This window comes from Mesorhizobium sp. ISC11 (assembly GCF_037162595.1).
Taxonomy (GTDB): Bacteria; Pseudomonadota; Alphaproteobacteria; order Rhizobiales; family Rhizobiaceae; genus Mesorhizobium; species Mesorhizobium ciceri.
In genome coordinates, this window is the sequence record NZ_JAVSPW010000001.1 from 438,384 (window position 1) to 453,842 (window position 15,459).

General features: G+C 64.7%; 14 protein-coding genes and 2 pseudogenes. 9 read left to right on the forward strand and 7 right to left on the reverse strand.

All coding sequences use genetic code 11. The features are described from left to right. Nucleotides 1-21: 21 nt before the first annotated feature. Nucleotides 22-749: pseudogene (locus tag RPF88_RS02300) on the reverse strand (LysR substrate-binding domain-containing protein). Nucleotides 750-785: 36 nt separating this feature from the next. Continuing rightward, nucleotides 786-914, reverse strand: a pseudogene (locus RPF88_RS33275) (helix-turn-helix domain-containing protein); the annotation flags it as partial. Between the two features lie 100 nt (nt 915-1,014). Here RPF88_RS33275 and RPF88_RS02305 point away from each other — a divergent pair. After that, nucleotides 1,015-1,752, forward strand: a complete 738-nt coding sequence (locus RPF88_RS02305) for an SDR family oxidoreductase (RefSeq protein WP_013530652.1) — start codon at nt 1,015-1,017, stop codon at nt 1,750-1,752. Nucleotides 1,753-1,821: 69 nt separating this feature from the next. Beyond that, a complete protein-coding gene (locus tag RPF88_RS02310) occupies nt 1,822-2,034 on the forward strand; it encodes a tautomerase family protein (RefSeq protein WP_013530653.1) in 213 nt (70 codons plus the stop codon). Between the two features lie 52 nt (nt 2,035-2,086). Here the strand turns inward: RPF88_RS02310 and RPF88_RS02315 are convergent, their stop codons facing one another. After that, nucleotides 2,087-2,902: a LysR substrate-binding domain-containing protein gene (locus RPF88_RS02315; RefSeq protein WP_337121628.1), complete on the reverse strand. Its 816-nt coding sequence runs from the start codon at nt 2,900-2,902 to the stop codon at nt 2,087-2,089. Between the two features lie 193 nt (nt 2,903-3,095). On the opposite strand from RPF88_RS02315, the gene RPF88_RS02320 reads away from it, so the two are divergent. The 3 genes from RPF88_RS02320 (at nt 3,096) to RPF88_RS02330 (ending at nt 5,863) form a co-directional block, all read left to right on the forward strand. Continuing rightward, nucleotides 3,096-3,278 (forward strand): DUF1127 domain-containing protein, encoded by a 183-nt coding sequence (locus RPF88_RS02320; protein WP_013530655.1) that lies wholly within the window; start codon nt 3,096-3,098, stop codon nt 3,276-3,278. Continuing rightward, on the forward strand, nt 3,275-4,165 hold the full coding sequence (locus tag RPF88_RS02325) for an NmrA family NAD(P)-binding protein (RefSeq protein WP_013530656.1): 891 nt from the start codon (nt 3,275-3,277) through the stop codon (nt 4,163-4,165). Before RPF88_RS02320 ends, RPF88_RS02325 begins: the two co-directional genes overlap by 4 nt. A gap of 141 nt (nt 4,166-4,306) precedes the next feature. Next, on the forward strand, nt 4,307-5,863 hold the full coding sequence (locus RPF88_RS02330; RefSeq protein WP_013530657.1) for a serine hydrolase: 1,557 nt from the start codon (nt 4,307-4,309) through the stop codon (nt 5,861-5,863). 28 nt (nt 5,864-5,891) lie between these two features. On the opposite strand, the gene RPF88_RS02335 is transcribed toward RPF88_RS02330, so the two are convergent. Next, nucleotides 5,892-6,827, reverse strand: coding sequence for a hypothetical protein (locus RPF88_RS02335; protein ID WP_013530658.1), 936 nt, complete (start codon nt 6,825-6,827; stop codon nt 5,892-5,894). A 159-nt stretch (nt 6,828-6,986) separates the two neighbouring features. Between RPF88_RS02335 and RPF88_RS02340 the strand changes: the two genes are divergently transcribed. After that, entirely contained in the window at nt 6,987-8,099 is a 1,113-nt protein-coding gene (locus tag RPF88_RS02340; RefSeq protein ID WP_013530659.1) for a KamA family radical SAM protein, read from the forward strand. A 9-nt stretch (nt 8,100-8,108) separates the two neighbouring features. On the opposite strand, the gene RPF88_RS02345 is transcribed toward RPF88_RS02340, so the two are convergent. Genes RPF88_RS02345 through RPF88_RS02355 form a run of 3 tightly spaced genes read right to left on the reverse strand, consistent with a single transcriptional unit; the run spans nt 8,109 to nt 13,320 of the window. Further along, the gene (locus RPF88_RS02345) at nt 8,109-8,714 is read right to left on the reverse strand and encodes a 4'-phosphopantetheinyl transferase family protein (protein ID WP_224621825.1); all 606 of its coding nucleotides are present in this window, start codon (nt 8,712-8,714) and stop codon (nt 8,109-8,111) included. A 47-nt stretch (nt 8,715-8,761) separates the two neighbouring features. Next, nucleotides 8,762-9,211: a GNAT family N-acetyltransferase gene (locus RPF88_RS02350; RefSeq protein WP_337121629.1), complete on the reverse strand. Its 450-nt coding sequence runs from the start codon at nt 9,209-9,211 to the stop codon at nt 8,762-8,764. After that, nucleotides 9,208-13,320, reverse strand: coding sequence for a Pls/PosA family non-ribosomal peptide synthetase (locus RPF88_RS02355; protein ID WP_337121630.1), 4,113 nt, complete (start codon nt 13,318-13,320; stop codon nt 9,208-9,210). Before RPF88_RS02355 ends, RPF88_RS02350 begins: the two co-directional genes overlap by 4 nt. Before the next feature lie 248 nt (nt 13,321-13,568). Here RPF88_RS02355 and RPF88_RS02360 point away from each other — a divergent pair, with 248 nt between their 5' ends. From RPF88_RS02360 to RPF88_RS02370, 3 genes are all read left to right on the forward strand, one after another. Continuing rightward, on the forward strand, nt 13,569-14,174 hold the full coding sequence (locus RPF88_RS02360) for a BA14K family protein (RefSeq protein WP_063172622.1): 606 nt from the start codon (nt 13,569-13,571) through the stop codon (nt 14,172-14,174). A 96-nt stretch (nt 14,175-14,270) separates the two neighbouring features. Continuing rightward, nucleotides 14,271-14,615 carry a DUF2934 domain-containing protein gene (locus RPF88_RS02365; RefSeq protein ID WP_337121631.1) on the forward strand — a complete coding sequence of 115 codons (345 nt, stop codon included), beginning with the start codon at nt 14,271-14,273 and terminating at the stop codon, nt 14,613-14,615. A 645-nt stretch (nt 14,616-15,260) separates the two neighbouring features. After that, on the forward strand, nt 15,261-15,410 hold the full coding sequence (locus RPF88_RS02370) for a hypothetical protein (RefSeq protein WP_086081318.1): 150 nt from the start codon (nt 15,261-15,263) through the stop codon (nt 15,408-15,410). The last annotated feature ends 49 nt before the right edge of the window (nt 15,411-15,459 follow it).

Sequence of the window (15,459 nt, forward strand, 5' to 3'; positions counted from 1 at the left end):
CGAGTGGCGCGTTTTTGCAGCCTACAGGTTTGCCTCGGCGAAGATGCGCGAGGCCCAGTCGAGGAAGACGCGAAGGCGCGGCGAGAGCTGACGGTTCTGCGGGTAGAGCGCCGACAGCGGCGTCGGCGATGGCGGATAGTCGGCCAGCACTTCGACCAGCGTCCCTTCGGCCAGATCTTTCTCGAAGCGATAGCGCGGCGCCTGGATGAGGCCGAGGCCAAGCCGCGCCAGGTCGGCGGCGGTATCGGAATTGTTGGCGGCGACGCGGCCGGGCAGCCGCACCTCACGGATATTGCCGGCGACAGTGAATTCGAACGGAAGGGTCTCTCCGGTGCGCGACGAGACAAAGCCCACCGCCTGGTGACCGTCGAGCGCATCGGGGGAGGCGGCGTGCCGTGGCGCTCGAGATAGGCAGGGCTGGCGCAGGTGATCTCGTGGATCATCGCGAGCCGCCGCATGATCATGCCGCTGTCGGGCGGCTCGCCGACGCGGATCACGCAGTCCACGCCTTCACGCACGAGATCGACCAGCCGGTCGCTCTGGCCGATCTGCAGGTCGATGCGGGGATAGCGGTCGAGAAACTCCGGCAGGCGCGGCAACAGGAATGTGCGGGTGAGCAGCGTGCTGGCGTCGATGCGCAGCAGGCCGAAAGGCTCGGCGTTGCGGAAGGCGGCCTCGGCATCCTCGATCTCGGCCAGGATCGACAGGCAGCGCCGATAGTAGGCTTCACCATCCTGGGTGGCGTTCACCTGCCGCGTCGTTCGTTCCAGCAGCCGTGCGCCGAGATGCTCCTCCAGCCGCCGGATGGCTTCCGTCGCGGTTGAGCGCGGCAGGCCGAGATCGGCCGCGGCAGCGGTGAAGCTGCGCCGCTCCAGAACGCGAACAAAGAGCCGCATCGTGTCCAGCCGATCCATGCTCTTTGTTCGCAGTTTCCGAATAGTGATGTCAATGGGTGGATGATTATCCGGAATTCGGCTTGGCCTATATCCGTGTCACCAACACGGAGAGACTTCGATGACAAATCAAACCAGAACCGCCATCGTGACCGGCGCCTCCAAAGGCATCGGCGCCGCCATCGCACAGCGGCTCGCCCGTGACGGCGTCGCCGTCGTCGTCAACTATGCACGGGGCCGCGCGGAGGCCGAAGAACTGGTCCGCGCGATCGAGACCGGCGGCGGCAGGGCGATCGCCGTGCAGGCCGATATCGCCAATCCGAACGGCATCGCCGTGCTGTTCGACGCCGGCGAGAAGGCGTTCGGCGGCATCGACATCCTCGTCAACAATGCCGGCATCATGAAGATTTCGCCGATCGCGCAGACCGACGATGCTTCGTTCGACACCCAGATCGCGATCAATCTCGGCGGCGTGTTTCGCGGCATGCGGGAAGGTGCGCGCCGGCTTCGCGACGGCGGCCGCATGGTCAATTTTTCCAGCAGCGTCGTCGGTCTCTACCAGTCGGGCTACGGCGTTTACGCCGCCACAAAGGCGGGTGTCGAGGCGATGACCCACATCCTGGCCAAGGAGCTTGGCGCGCGCCGTGTCACCGTCAACGCGGTGGCGCCCGGACCGATCGAGACCGCGCTGTTCACGGACGGCAAGAGCGAGGCGCAGATCGAGGCCATCGGCAAGATGATCCCGCTCGGCCGGCTCGGCCAGCCCGACGACATTGCCGGGCTGGTCTCGTTCCTGGCCGGTCCGGACAGCTTCTGGGTCAACGGGCAAATCATCCGCGCCAATGGCGGCGTGGTCTGAGGCGGCAACCAGGCCGGCTTGGCTCTCCTGACTGCCTGACTTCCACACTCGAAAAGCTAAGGAAACATCATGCCATTCGCCAACATCAAGCTACCGCAAGCGGCCCTCTCCAAAGCGCAGAAGGAAGACCTCATCCATCGGACGACCGCGATGTTCGTGGACTTTTTCGGTGAGGGCGTGCGCCCCTACACGATGGTGCTGGTCGAGGAGGTCGCCGACGGAGGCTATGGCCGGGCCGACGAAGTGTTCGTCGTGCCGGAAGTTTTTCGCGCGAAGGAGTAGTGCAGGGCTAGACCTCGAAGAGGCGCCTTTCACAAATTGAACCCTTGCCGCATCAGCCATCCTTCGTCGCACCGACCCAGTCGGCGGCCACTTCGGCAAACAGCCAGTCGCGGAACGCCTTGATCTTTTTCTGGCGCAGCGCGCCGTCACGGTAGACGACGTAGTAGCGCGAGGCGGATTTCAGCGCGAGATCGAAGGGACGAACCAGCCGCCCCGCAGCGAGGTCGGCCGAGACCAGCGCGCTTCGGCCGAGCAACACGCCTTCGCCATGCACCGCGGCTTCGACGGCGAAGGTGGCGGAATCGAAGCGCACGCCGCGCTTGGGATCGATGCCGTCCACGCCGGCCTGTTGCAGCCATGTTGCCCAGTCGATGCGAAAGGCGTCGTGGATCAGCTTGTGATGCCGGAGATCCCCGGGCTGGCGCAGCGGATGTTCGCCTTGCAGCAGTTCCGGGCTGCAGACCGGGAAGACCTCTTCATCAGCGAGAAACTCCGCCGTCACGCCGGTATAGCCGCCCTTGCCGTAGCGGATGGCGATGTCGATGCCGTCGCTGACGAAATCGGAAAGCACGCCCGAGGTCGACAGCCGCACGTCGATGTCGGCGTTGGCGCGGTGGAAGCGATGCAGCCTCGGCACCAGCCAGCGGCCGGCAAAACCGTCCGATGTGCTGACATTCAGGATGCCTGCCGTGCGGTCGGGCGTGGCGGCGATGGTGGCGGCGGCGATCTGGTCCAGCGCCGTCCGGACTTCCGATGCGTAGGCGGCGCCGACCGACGTCAGGCGCACGGACCTCGTTCCCCGATCGAAAAGCTGGATGCCCAGCCTGTCCTCGATATTGCGGATGGCGCGGCTGTGAGTGTTGCTCACAAATCATGCACAAAGAGTCGTTTGTCGTCCAGCCCGAAAATGTCCAATCTATAGGGGTAGCAGCGGATCTTGATCGGCTTTCCCATCTCGCCGCTGCGCTGAACGACCAGAAACAGTGTGAGCAATCGTCATGCTTGTCCCCTTGCGGACGGCGTCGGCACGCTTGCGCCTACTGAACCACAGGAGACGAACCATGAAACCGATTCTCGAATCCATCAGCGCCGCGACGAGCGGTCTTGCACTCAGAGCCTCTGCAGTCGTCGAGCGCCGCCGCATGCTGCGCCAAGTTTCACGCTTCTCGAACCATCGCTTGCACGACATCGGATTCGAGCGCGACTGGGACGGCTCCATCCTGCGCAATGGGAGGTCGATATGACCAGCACCCTGATCATCGGCGCGACGGGGCTGCTGGGCAGCGAGATGGCGAAGGCCAGCGCCCGCAATGGCGATCGCCTGCACGTTCTGGTTCGTCCGGCAACAGCCGGCGATGAAGAGCGGCTGCATTCGCTGAAGGAGCTCGGCGCCAAAATCCACGTCGGCGATCTCGACGACTATGACAGCCTTGTCCGCGCCGCCAGTGCGGTGGACCGCGTCATCAGCTCGGTGCATGTGCATTCGGCCAGCGAGATGACGCTGGTGCGGGCGCTGAGCGATGCCGGCGTTTCCCGCTATGTGCCTTCCGCCGGCTTCGGCCTCGACTTCGCCGCCGCCGCACCGGGCTCGATCCCGCCACTCGATCTCAAGCGAGGCGTGTTCGACGCGATCAGGCAAGCCGATCTGCCCTATACGGTGATCTACACCAATGGCTTCTTTTCGACATGGGTGGCGACGCTGGGCGATCTGATGCGCTTCGGCTCGTCGCCCTTGCCGCCCGAAGAGGTGACACTTTATGGCGACGGCAATGTGCCGGCGACGTTCGTCAGCGAGAAGGACATCGCCGCCGTGACCTTGCGCGCGCTGAACGACCCCAATGCCATCCGCAGCGAGATCCGCATCGCCCGAAACAAGATCACCCAGAACGAAATGATCGATCTGTGGCGCGGGGTGAGCGGCCGCTCGCCGCGCATCGTGCCCCAGAGTGCGGCGGAGCTTGAGGCGATGATCGCGTCAGCCCCCTGGCTCGGACTGCTGCGGGCATTCTGGATACGCGGCGAGACCGCGCTCGAGACGGCCACGCCGGAAGCCGGAGTGCTGTATCCGGAGCTGGCTTTCGAGACCATCGAGAGCGCCTTTGTTGCGATGGCGGACGCCGCTGGGCGATAGGAGCAGGAGCGCGGCGCTGAAGCTGACGTCGTCGGCGCGGCCGATGAATCCGGCTCGCGGCGTGAGCCGCCCGAGAAGGGCTGGCCTCACCCGTGCGGGCCTGTATCATGGTCATGTGAATTCCTGGGAGGAGGCTTGTGCATGCGGCTGAATCGGAATCTCTGTCAGTGGAGGGTTTGGGTCTTCATCGCCGCAATGGCGCTTTGGCCGCACGCGGCGCCGGCCGATAGCCTCACGCCCGAGCGCATCACTGCTGCCCTGTCGAAGCTCGAAGCGCTTGCCGAAGCCGCCGTCGCGGACGGTGCCGTACCCGGGCTCGCCATCGGCGTCGTGCGCGATGACGAGGTGATCTTCCTCAAGGGTTTTGGGCATCGCGAGGTCGGCAAGCCTGAGACCGTCGACGCCGACACGGTGTTCCAGATCGCCTCCCTTTCCAAGCCGGTTTCCGCCACCGTCGTAGCGGCGTTGGTTAGCGACAGGATCGTGTCCTGGGATTCGAAGATCGCCGATCTCGATCCGGCCTTCAGGTTGGCCGATCCTTATCCGGCAAGCCAGCTCACCGTCCGTGACCTGTTTTCGCATCGCAGCGGGCTTCCAGGCACCGCCGGAGACGACCTCGAGGACATTGGCTACGACCGCGTCGAGATCCTGCATCGCCTGCGGTTCGTGCCGCCATCGTCGAGCTTTCGGGCCGGGTATTCTTACAGCAATTTCGGATTGACAGAGGGTGCCGTGGCAGCCGCGACACCGACGGGAAAGCCCTGGGAGCAGGTCGCCGAGGAGAAGCTCTACCGTCCGCTGGGCATGGCCTCCACGAGTTCCCGCCATTCGGACTTCGTCAAGCGAACCAACCGCGCCGCGCTTCACGTCAAGGTCGATGGCGCCTGGGCAGCGAGGATAGAGCGCGATCCGGATGCGCAGGCGCCCGCCGGCGGCGTCAGCTCTACGGCACGTGACCTCTCGCAATGGGTGCGCCTCATCCTCCACAACGGCGTTTATGCCGGCAAGACACTGATTGCCGCCGATGCGCTAAGCCAGACGCATGTTCCGCTGATAGCGCGCGGCAACAACCCCGTCTCCGGCGGCGCATCGTTCTACGGCCTCGGCTGGAATGTCGAATTCGGCCGACACGGCCTGAGCTGGGGCCACGCCGGCGCTTTCAGCGTCGGCGCGCGTACCCTGGTGACAGTCTTCCCAAAGGAAAAGTTGGGCATAGTCATCGTCACCAACGCCTTTCCGACTGGCCTGCCGGAGGGATTGTCCGACAGCTTCGCCGATCTCGTCTTCGACGGTAAGGTCGAGAAGGACTGGGTCAAGGCGTGGAATGATATCTATGCGGGCCTGTTCGGTCCGGCGGTCGCGGCGGCCAAGGCCGCCTATGCCGCGCCGCCGTCTCCGTCACGGCGAGCCGGGCCGGGCAGTGTCTATGCTGGCCGGTACGCCAACGACTTCATCGGCGACGCGATTGTGTCGAAAGCGGGAGACGACCTTGTACTCAAGGTAGGCCCGGCCGCCGGCCGGTCCTATTCATTGAGGCATTTCGACGGTGATCTTTTCCTGACCTTCCCCGACGCGGAGACGCCGGACAGCCCCTCGGGTGTAAGTTTCGTGGTCGGCGCTGACGGTAAGGCGTCGGCCATGACTGTAGGTTTTCTCGACGACAATCATCTCGGCACGCTGCAACGTGTGGGGGACTGACTTCCAAATCGACCGGTCCCGCCGGGAGTCAGGATGCCGGGCCGTATCGGAGCAGTTTGAAGCAATCGCCGTTGCCCGATTTCGTCTGTGCCAGCGAGGGCTTCGATCTGTCGATCCATTCCTGATGTGACCTCGCGTCGGCTTCGATCGCGTCGACCGGTGCAAGACTGACAAAGCTGCGTCCGTGGCTGAGAAGCCAGCACGCACGGCCGAGAAATCGCCTGCTGCGCTGGCGCAAGAGGTCGGCATCGTAGAAGATGTCGAGCACCTCGTGCTTGATCTTGCGCTCGGTTTCAGGATTGGCGATCGCAACCTCGATCGGCTCGCCGCCGATCGCATCCTGCAGGTCCTTGTAGTCGAGGGTGAGTTGGGTGATGGCATATTTGATCTCGCTCTCGTCGCGCACGATGTCGAACCATAGCGTCGGATCGAGCTGGTTGACGACGAACGACGACTCGAAATCGCGCGACAGGTTGAGGATGTCGAAGTCCCGGATGTCGACGTCGCGCTCAACCAGCAGGATTTCGCGGATCTGCTTGCCAAGCTCCGCTCCCTGCGCGCCGATGGCGGCGTTGGTTCCACCAAGTTCGGGACTAACGTAGGCCCCGCCGTCATCCAGCAGCGCGTCGAATTCGCCAAGTGACTCGACGAGGGGAGCGCCGCGAGCGATGCGCGCCGCCAGCTTGGCCAGAACCTGCTGGAGATCCGTTTCGCGTCTGCGCTGGTCCTGGTAATTCTGCTGGAAAAAGAAGATGAACAGCGACACGCCGATGCCGATCAGGATCACGCCCAACTGCGAGAAGATGTTACGGTAGTATTCCAGCAGCTTTTCGCGATGACGCACGTCGTCGCGCACACTGTGGGCGACGCGCAGATTGACGATCAGCGACAGGATGAGCAGCCCAGTACCGACGAGGATGAGGCCGCCGATGAGCAGGTAACCATGGCCTGTGCTGAAGTCCATTCGTTTTCCCTGAAGCCCAGACTGCGCAGAATAGTGCCATTTTGGCTAAATACCTACGGATTTGCAGGCGGTGGATTTGATGGCGGCGACCACCCCAGAAGGTTGACCCGCCTGGCCATCCGGCCGATAGCTCCGCCAGAAACTGCCCCGAGAACCCTGATGACTTCAGACACGAACCTCCACGATGCACGCTCCGCCGATCCTGACACCGCCTGGCAGGCGGACGTCCGCGCCGGGGTGCGCCACGTCCGCGACCTTGACCGCCTCCCGCTGTCGTCAGCCGAGCGCGCAGCCGCCCAGGCCGCGGCGGCGAACCACAAGGTGCGCGCGCCCAAAGCCTATCTCGACCTGATCGACTGGAACGACCCGGCTGATCCGATCCGGGCGCAGGTCATCCCGTCTCCGCAAGAACTTGAGGAAGCGGAAGGCGAACTCGACGATCCGATCGCCGACCATGACTTCAGCCCGGTGCCGCGCTTGACGCATCGCCATGCCGACCGGGTGCTGTTGTTCCCGACCTACCAATGCGCGGTCTATTGCCGGTTCTGCTTCCGCAAGGAATCGCTGACCTCGATCGGCAGGGGTTATACGCGCGAGGCGCTGGAGCCGGCGCTGGCCTATATCGCGGATCACCCCGAAATCCGCGAGGTGATCCTGACCGGCGGCGATCCGCTGTCGCTGCCCGAGAAGGCGCTGGCCGAAATCCGCGCGCGCATCGAAGCGATCGCGCATGTGCGGCTGCTGCGCATCCACACGCGCGTTCCGGTGGCGCTGCCGTCGCGCATCACGCCGGGGCTGGTTGCGGCCCTGCAGGGCCGGCTGATGGTCACCATCGTCACCCATTTCAACCACGCGCGGGAAATCACTCAGGCCACGGAAACCGCCTGCCGCACGCTGCGGCAAGCCGGCTTCGTGCTGCTCAACCAGAGCGTTCTGCTCAAAGGCGTCAACGACAGCGTCGAGGCGCTGGAGGAGCTCTGCCGCGAGCTGATGTATCGCCTCGGCGTCAAACCCTATTACCTGCACCATGGCGACCTCGCGCGCGGCATGGCGCACCGGCGCACGACGATTGCGCAGGGGCAGGCGCTGGCTGAAGCGCTGCGCGCGCGGCTGTCGGGCATCTGCAACCCCGTCTATGTGCTCGACCTGCCGGAAGGCGGCGGCAAGGTGCCGATCGGGCCTTGCCATGTCGAGGGACGGGACGGCGAGAACTGGCGGCTGCGCGGGCTCGATGGCGAGGTGAGGGCGTATACCGAGATCGTTGGCGAATAGGGCTGCGCGCTAACCCCTGTCTTTCTCGATAAACGCCAGCACCACCACGCGCGGGACAACGCAGTAGGCGAGCCTGGCCTTGCGGCCTGTCTTCGTCGTCGCGCGGCCTGCGTTCAGGTCGACGGTGATGTCCTCATAGCCCAGCACCTCGCGATCGAGCGGATAGACGGCCTTGTAGACGGCTTCCTTGGCGGCAAAGAGGATGCGGCCGGCAAGATGCCGGTCGGCTGCGTCGGTGCGGTCCGCGGGTGTTGTCACGAGCGCCAAAATGTCATCCGGGAGAGGCTGCGCGGGCTCGACGTCGATGCCGAGCGAGGCGATATCGCCAACCGGTGCAACCGCCGCTACCGCCATGTCGTCGTCGTGCGCGAGCGAACCCATTATTCCCTCGGGCCAGACAGGCGCGCCGGACGGCGTGCGCAGGATGGCGGCGTCGCCGACGCCAAGCTCCGCCAGCAGTCCGTGCGCGATCCACCGGGCCGCGCCGCTGGCGCGCCGCATGCCAGGCTGGCGCGCGGGGATGGAATGCGCTTCCCCAGGCAGCAGATGGGCTTCATCGCCTTCGCGGATCAGGCGGCATCCGATCCGGACACCGCTCGGCGCGATCGCGGCCATCGCCTCCAGCAGGGTCGTTTCCGCCGATGAATTCGCAACGGGCGGCGTCAACGATCGACCATCGGCAGGACGGCGATCATTTCTCCGTCCTCGTCGATGCCTTGTTCCACGAAGCCGGCTGCGCGATAGAGGTGGCGTGCGGCCTCGTTCTCGGGCTCGTAGCAGATCGAAACCTCCCTGATATGGTCGAGATTGCCGATCTCGTCGAGCAAGGCGCGCAATGCGGCCTTGCCATAGCCTTTGCCCTGGTGGGCGCGGTCGATCATGAAGCGGTAGACCAGCGCCTCGTTGTCCGACGCATCGTACATCAGGAAACCGACGACACGGGTCCCGGCCATGATGGCGCGCGGCCGCGCGTCTTCGTCGGTTTCGGCTTCTTCGAGGGACTCCGAATTGCCGGCGACGAAATCCCTCTGCTCCGGAGCCAGTTCCAGGGCCGCGACCAGGGCGCGGTTGGCCCTGGTCACGGCAACGAGACGGATGTCCTCGGTGTTCAAGCCGATGCCTTGGCCGAGGACTCGGTGATCGGCTCGACGAAGCGATGCAGCTTGGCCGGGTTGCCGCGCCAGATCGAGTTGGGCTCCAGCTCTTCGCCCTTCATGACGAAGGAGTCGACATCGACCACCGAGCCTTCGCCCATGACGACGCCGTAGTGGACAAAGGCGGAGGGTCCGAGCGTGCAGCCCTTGCCGATGCGGATGAAGTCGGACTTGAAGGCGCCTTCCTCCAGCGAATGGGCCTGGATGACGCAGCCCTCGTTGAGGGTGGCGTCGTCGCCGATCTCCACCAGCGAGCGTTCGGTCAGATTGCTGCCGCCGTCATAGACACGGCTGCCGATCCTGACGCCCAGCATGCGCAGGATCATCGGCCGGAACGGCGTGCCGGCGAACAGCCGCACGATCGGCGAATCCGCCAGCTTCCAGTGGCGTTCATGACGCCAGAACGCGACGTCATAGATCGTCGTCATCTGCGGCTTCAGCCTGCCGAAACCAAGACTTGCCCGTTCCACGAAGATGTAGAACGGAATGGTGATCGCCGAGGTCAGCAGCACGGCGACGAACAGTGCGACTTCAGCCCATTCGGTGTAGTAGTTCAGCGCCCGGTCCCAGATCGCCAGCGTGGCGAACAGCATGACCCATTGCGTTGCCACGAACAGCAGGATCGTCACCAGATTGTGGCGGTTCTTCAACGGGATGCGCCGGCGCCGGTCGTCCTCGTCGATGCCGGCGATGAGTTCCTTGTCGCGGTTCACCATGCGCGGGATTTCAAAGGCAGGCGAACCCAGAAGCCCGACATTCTCGCGCAGCGGCCCGTCGATGGGGATCATCACCTTGGTGCCGAGCAGGACGTTGTCGCCGGTGCGGCCGTCCGGCGGATAGTAGATGTTGTTGCCGAGATAATTGCGCTCGCCGATTCTCGTCGGCTCGAGCCTGAAGGCGGCGGCGGATTTGTGCATGTTGATCATGAACAGCCCGTCCGACACCATGGTCTCGGTGCCGATCTCGCACAGAAGCGGGTTTTCGTGCTGCTGGTTGGAGCCGAAATTGGAGCCGGTCTGCACCACCTTGTTGAGGTTCCAGCCGATCGCTCGCATGTAGTGCACGATGGCAGAGCTGTCGCCGGCCAGCAGCCCGAGCACGCGCGAGTTGCTGGAGAATTCAGCGACGGTCTGCAGCCAGTAGCGGAAGCCGTACAGTGTGTAGGTGCGGCCTGGCTTCAACAGCAGGCTGACCAGGCGCGGCACCAGCGTCGCCGCCAGGAAGGATGCGGCCATGTAGCCGAACAGCGTCACCGTGGTGCCGATCGCGACGACGCCGATGGTTTCCTGGTAGTCGTCGCCGACATTTTCCCAATAGCTGTGGAACAGGAGCGGCAAGGGGGTGACGATGGCAAACAGGCCGATCAGCTGAACCGCTTCGAACAGGAAGCGCCGGATGTTGGACGGATCGACATTGCGCACCTTGCAATAGTCGGCCGTGGTTGGCACGGCCGGCGAGCCATGCCAGCGTTCGCCGTCGGGGATGCTTTGGCCGCGGTGCAGCGAGGACGAATGGCCGAGCTGGGCGCCGTCGCCGATCCTGGTGTCGATGTCGAGCGTCGAGCCGACGCCGACAAAGGCATCGCGGCCGATGGTCAGCGGCCCGGTGTGGATATAGCCGGACTGTGCCCGGAAGCCGAGGATCATCGATTCCTTGCGCAGGATGGTGTTGGCGCCGATCGAGATGAGATCCGTGCAGACGGGCACGGATTTCGATTCGATGACGGCGTTCTTGCCGAGCCTGGTGCCGAGAAGCTGCAGGTAGATGCTGTAGAGCGGGCTGCCGCGGAACAGCACGACGGGCGCGGTGCGGATCAACGTCTTGACCACCCAGAAGCGGAAGTAACGCACGCCCCAGATGGGAAACGCCTCCGCCTTCCAGCGGCCGACCAGCACCCATTTGGCGAGGACGGCAAAACCCGACATGCCGAAGAACACGGCGGCCGAAAGCGCCACGCACCTGATGTAGAGCTGCAGCGGATCGTCGAGCGCGTCGTACATCCAGTTGAGACCACCATTGATCGCCCACAGGGCGCCATAGCTGTAGAGCCCGTAGAACATCAGCTGTGCGGCGCCGCAGGTCCAATAGGCAAGATTGGAGGCCCGCCGCGTGAGGACGGGCTCGTTGGTGGCCGTCGTCATCTCGTCCGCTACGCCCAGATGCAGCGCCAGCCGCGCCACGGTCGGGTGGAGGTAGATGTCGCGCATCGACGCCGTCGCCCATTCCTTCCTGGTGCGCACACGGGCGCAGAAATGCGCCATCAGCAGCGAGTTGGCGCCGAGATCGTCGAAGAAATTGTCCTCGACGGACACTTCGTCGAATTTCAGCACCGCGGCCAGCGCGTCGGCCAGGAAACGCTCGTCGTCATTGCTGGGCGCGACCATGGCGCGATCGCCCGAAAGCCGCACGCTTGTCGGCTTCGGCAGCTGGCGCAAATCCACCTTGTTGGAAACGGTCATCGGGATCGCCGGCAGTTCCTCGAGATAGGAGGGCACCATGTAGTCCGGCAGCCGCCGCTTCATCGTCCTGGCGAGGTCCGCGCGCGAGATCGCCGTCTGGCCGGCCTTGGCTGCGAAATAGGCGACGAGTTCGACGCGGCCGGGCTCGATCTCCCAGGTGGTGACGGCGGCTTGCGCGATCTCGGGCTGGTCGAGCAGCACCGCCTCGATCTCGCCGAGCTCGATGCGGTAGCCGCGGATCTTCACCTGGGTGTCGATGCGGCCGTTATACTCGATCTCGCCTTGGTCGTTGATGCGGCCAAGGTCGCCGGTGCGGTAGATGCGCTTCGACGGGTTGTTCGGCAGGCCGACGAAATCGGCGATGAATTTCTGTTCGGTCAGGTCGGGCCTGTTGAGATAGCCGACCGCGAGCCCGATGCCGGCAATGCCGATCTCGCCCAGTTCGCCCGGCTCGGCAAGCTGCGGCAGCGAAGCGTCGAGAATGACGATCGAGTAGGTCGGCAGCGGCGCGCCGATGGTGACGGGACTGTCCGGCGTCAGCGCGCCCATGGTGGCGGTGACGGTCGCCTCGGTCGGGCCGTAGGTGTTCAGGATCTGCCGCCCCGGCTTCGACCAGCGCACCACCAGATTGTGCGGACAGGCCTCGCCGCCCACCAGCAACGTGCGCAGGCTGGGCACATCCGATGTCATCGACGACAGCAGCGTCGGGCTGCAGGCGATGCAGGTGATGTCATGGAGCCGCAGGAAATCGGCGAGTTCCTCGCCCACCAGCGGCATCTGGCCAGGAGCTGGCACCACCGTCGCGCCGGCGACGAACGGCACCCAGATTTCTTCGGAGGAAAAGTCGAAGGCGATCGTCATGCCCTGGTAGACGCGGTCGCCCGGCCGGTAGCCGTAGGAGGCGGCGGCGACGCGGATGAAATTGACGAAACTCTGGTGCTTGATGACGACGCCCTTGGGCTTGCCGGTGGTGCCCGACGTGTAGAGGATGTAGCAGGTGTCGTCCGCTGAAGCGGCCTTCGCATGCGGCTGCAGCGGCGCGTCGGACTGTTTGGTGATTTCGGCAGCAGTGCTGTCGATCAGCAGATGCGGGACCGGCAGTTGACCGGCCCGCGACGCATAGGCGGCGATGGTGACGATCAGGCTGACGCCGGCATCTTCGATGATGAGCGCCATCCGCTCCTCGGGGAATGCGGTCGCCAGCGGCACGAAGGCAGCGCCCGCCTTCATCACGGCGAGCAGCGCGACATAGGTCTCCGCCGAGCGGTCGAGGATGAGCCCGATGCGGTCGCCCGGCCGCACGCCGCGCTTGACCAGCAAGCGGGCGAACTGGTTGGCCCGCCTGTCCAGCTCACGATAGGTCCAGACACGCCCATCGGAGATCACCGCCGGCAGCGCTGCGAACATTTCGGCGAGCTGTTCGAAGACGGTGTCGAGCCGCTCGCCGGGCAGGCCATGGCGGGCAAAGTCGGCGCCCGTCAGGATTTGCCCGCGCCTGGCTGTCGCGGGAGCCGTTTTTACCAGCGCAGCGACACCTGCCGGGCCGCTTTCCAGCCCCGATCGTTCCGCGTCCAGTTCGGCGATATCGACACCGTGATCCATTTCCATACTTTCCCGTCCAGGCCGGGCATTGCCCGGCACGGCCATTTTTCCAGTTGTTGTGGGATGCTTATGCCATCCGATCTTTTCGGCAGTTTTTCCGAACTGTTGAATATTGTTTCTGAACTGTGTCTGGGCGGGGTTTGAGCCTCCCTTGGCGGCTGCGCCCGGCGGCAACGCCGGCGCGCGCGCCAGCGTTTTTCTGGAACCAGCCTTGAGGCCCCGCATTCTATGAGCAGGGACTGAAGGAGCGTGTCGTGAAAGCGGTTTTGGGACTGGTCTGCGGCTTCGTGCTGACCCTTGCGGTCTTCGGCAGCGGACTGGGCTTCGCCGCCTGGCTGCTTGCCGCAAAGCCGCCACGCCAGGCAACGGCCACCGTCAGCGTGGCGGAGCTGTGGACCAAGAAGGCGCGGCCGGTGAACAAAGCCGGGCAGGGCCTCGAACGCCTGCCGGCCGCCCAGCCGGCGCCGCCCGACATCCCCGCCAAACCGCAGGAAACACCGCCCGACCCGACGGTCACCGGCGCCATCGCGCCCAAGGCAACCGACCTGCCGCGTCCGCATCTCGCCTGGTGCGCCAGCCGCTATCGCTCCTACCATCCGGACGACAACAGTTATCTCTCCTACAGCGGGCAGCTGCGCCCCTGCATCTCGCCCTATCTCGAAGCCGCCGGTCAGGCCGGCCAGCCGGCCGCCGATGGCGGGGAAAACGGCGCTGGCCTTGGCGTCTACCTTGCCGACGATGACGGCGAAGCGCTTTCGGCCGACCATGTCGATTCCTGCTTCAGCCGTTACCGCTCCTACCGCCCGGAAGACAACTCCTACCAGCCCTATTCCGGCGGCCCGAGACGGCAATGCCAGTAGCCCCGCGCGCCGCCGGCATGGCGATCCGATCGCGCGGATTTTCCGGAGCGTCCGCATTGGCGCGGCGTTCAACCCTGACCCGAAGGAGGACTGACCATGAGCGACGACCGGGACGACAGAATTCGTGAGCGCGCCTACCAGATCTGGGAACGGGAAGGCCGCATGCAGGGCGACCCCGAGCGGCACTGGCACCAGGCCGAGGCCGAGATCGACCGCGAGGGAGCCCTGCCGCTGCTGACGGCGGACGATGCGCAAACCGGCGAGATCGCCAGCTCCGACGTGCTGGAGGTCGAGGCGCTGGCGGTGCGCACCGGCATCTCCGGCGACGAGGCACAGGAACTGCTCGACCGCCTGGGCAACGACCGCGCCGCGGTCGAGCAAGCCGCGCGCAGCCTGAAGGCCAAAGGGCGGCGAAACCCCGATGAGGGACTGGCGAAATAATCGGAGGACGAAAAATGCCGGCCAGGCTGCTACGGCTGATCGGCACGAAAAGCCCGCGCCTCTGGCGGAGGACGCGGGCCGATCGGAGGGCCGATCTTCGGCAGGCGATGGAGGGCACCACCTGCCGCATCCACTAACAATTAGCTTTGGCTAATGTTCCGTCAAGTTGGATCTGAATTTACTGCGTTGGAATGTCGGCTGCCACCGCAATTGCGCCGCTAACTTCGTGGCCGGGATGCATGTGTCCGGACAGGGAGCTTGTGTCGATGGGATAGGAATTTTTTCTTGACGGGGTGAGGGCAGCTATGCTACATTTTTGCCTATGGTGCTGATTTGCGCCAGTGACCCGCCACCCAGGCGGGTTTTTGCGTTTTGGCTGGCGCTCGCCGAATTTCGACGTTGCCAGAAAGCGCCGACGCCAAAGCTGCCAATCTCCCCACTTGTGGGGGAGATGGCCGGCAGGCCAGAGGGGGGCGCCGTAGAGTGCCGCCTTCGAACGGGTGGATCATTTGGATCGGAACGGCGTTGATCCCTGACACAACCGGGGGATGAGCATGGCGACAAGGCGCAGGCGCTGGTCGGCAGGCCGGGCCGCCCGGCAAGCGGAAACCTCGATCAGGGCCAATCCTAGCCAGGGAGAGCGAGATGATCCGAAAACTCAAGGACGGCAAATACCGGCTGTATTCGCGCAAGAAGGACGACAAGACCGGCAAGCGGCGCAACCTCGGAACGTTCGATACGCGCGAGGCGGCGGAGAAGCACGAGAAGGAGGTGCAGTATTTCAAGCGGCATTGAGAGGGGGCCTCTGGCTGTCGCGATGGTGACTCACCAAACGCCAATGCGG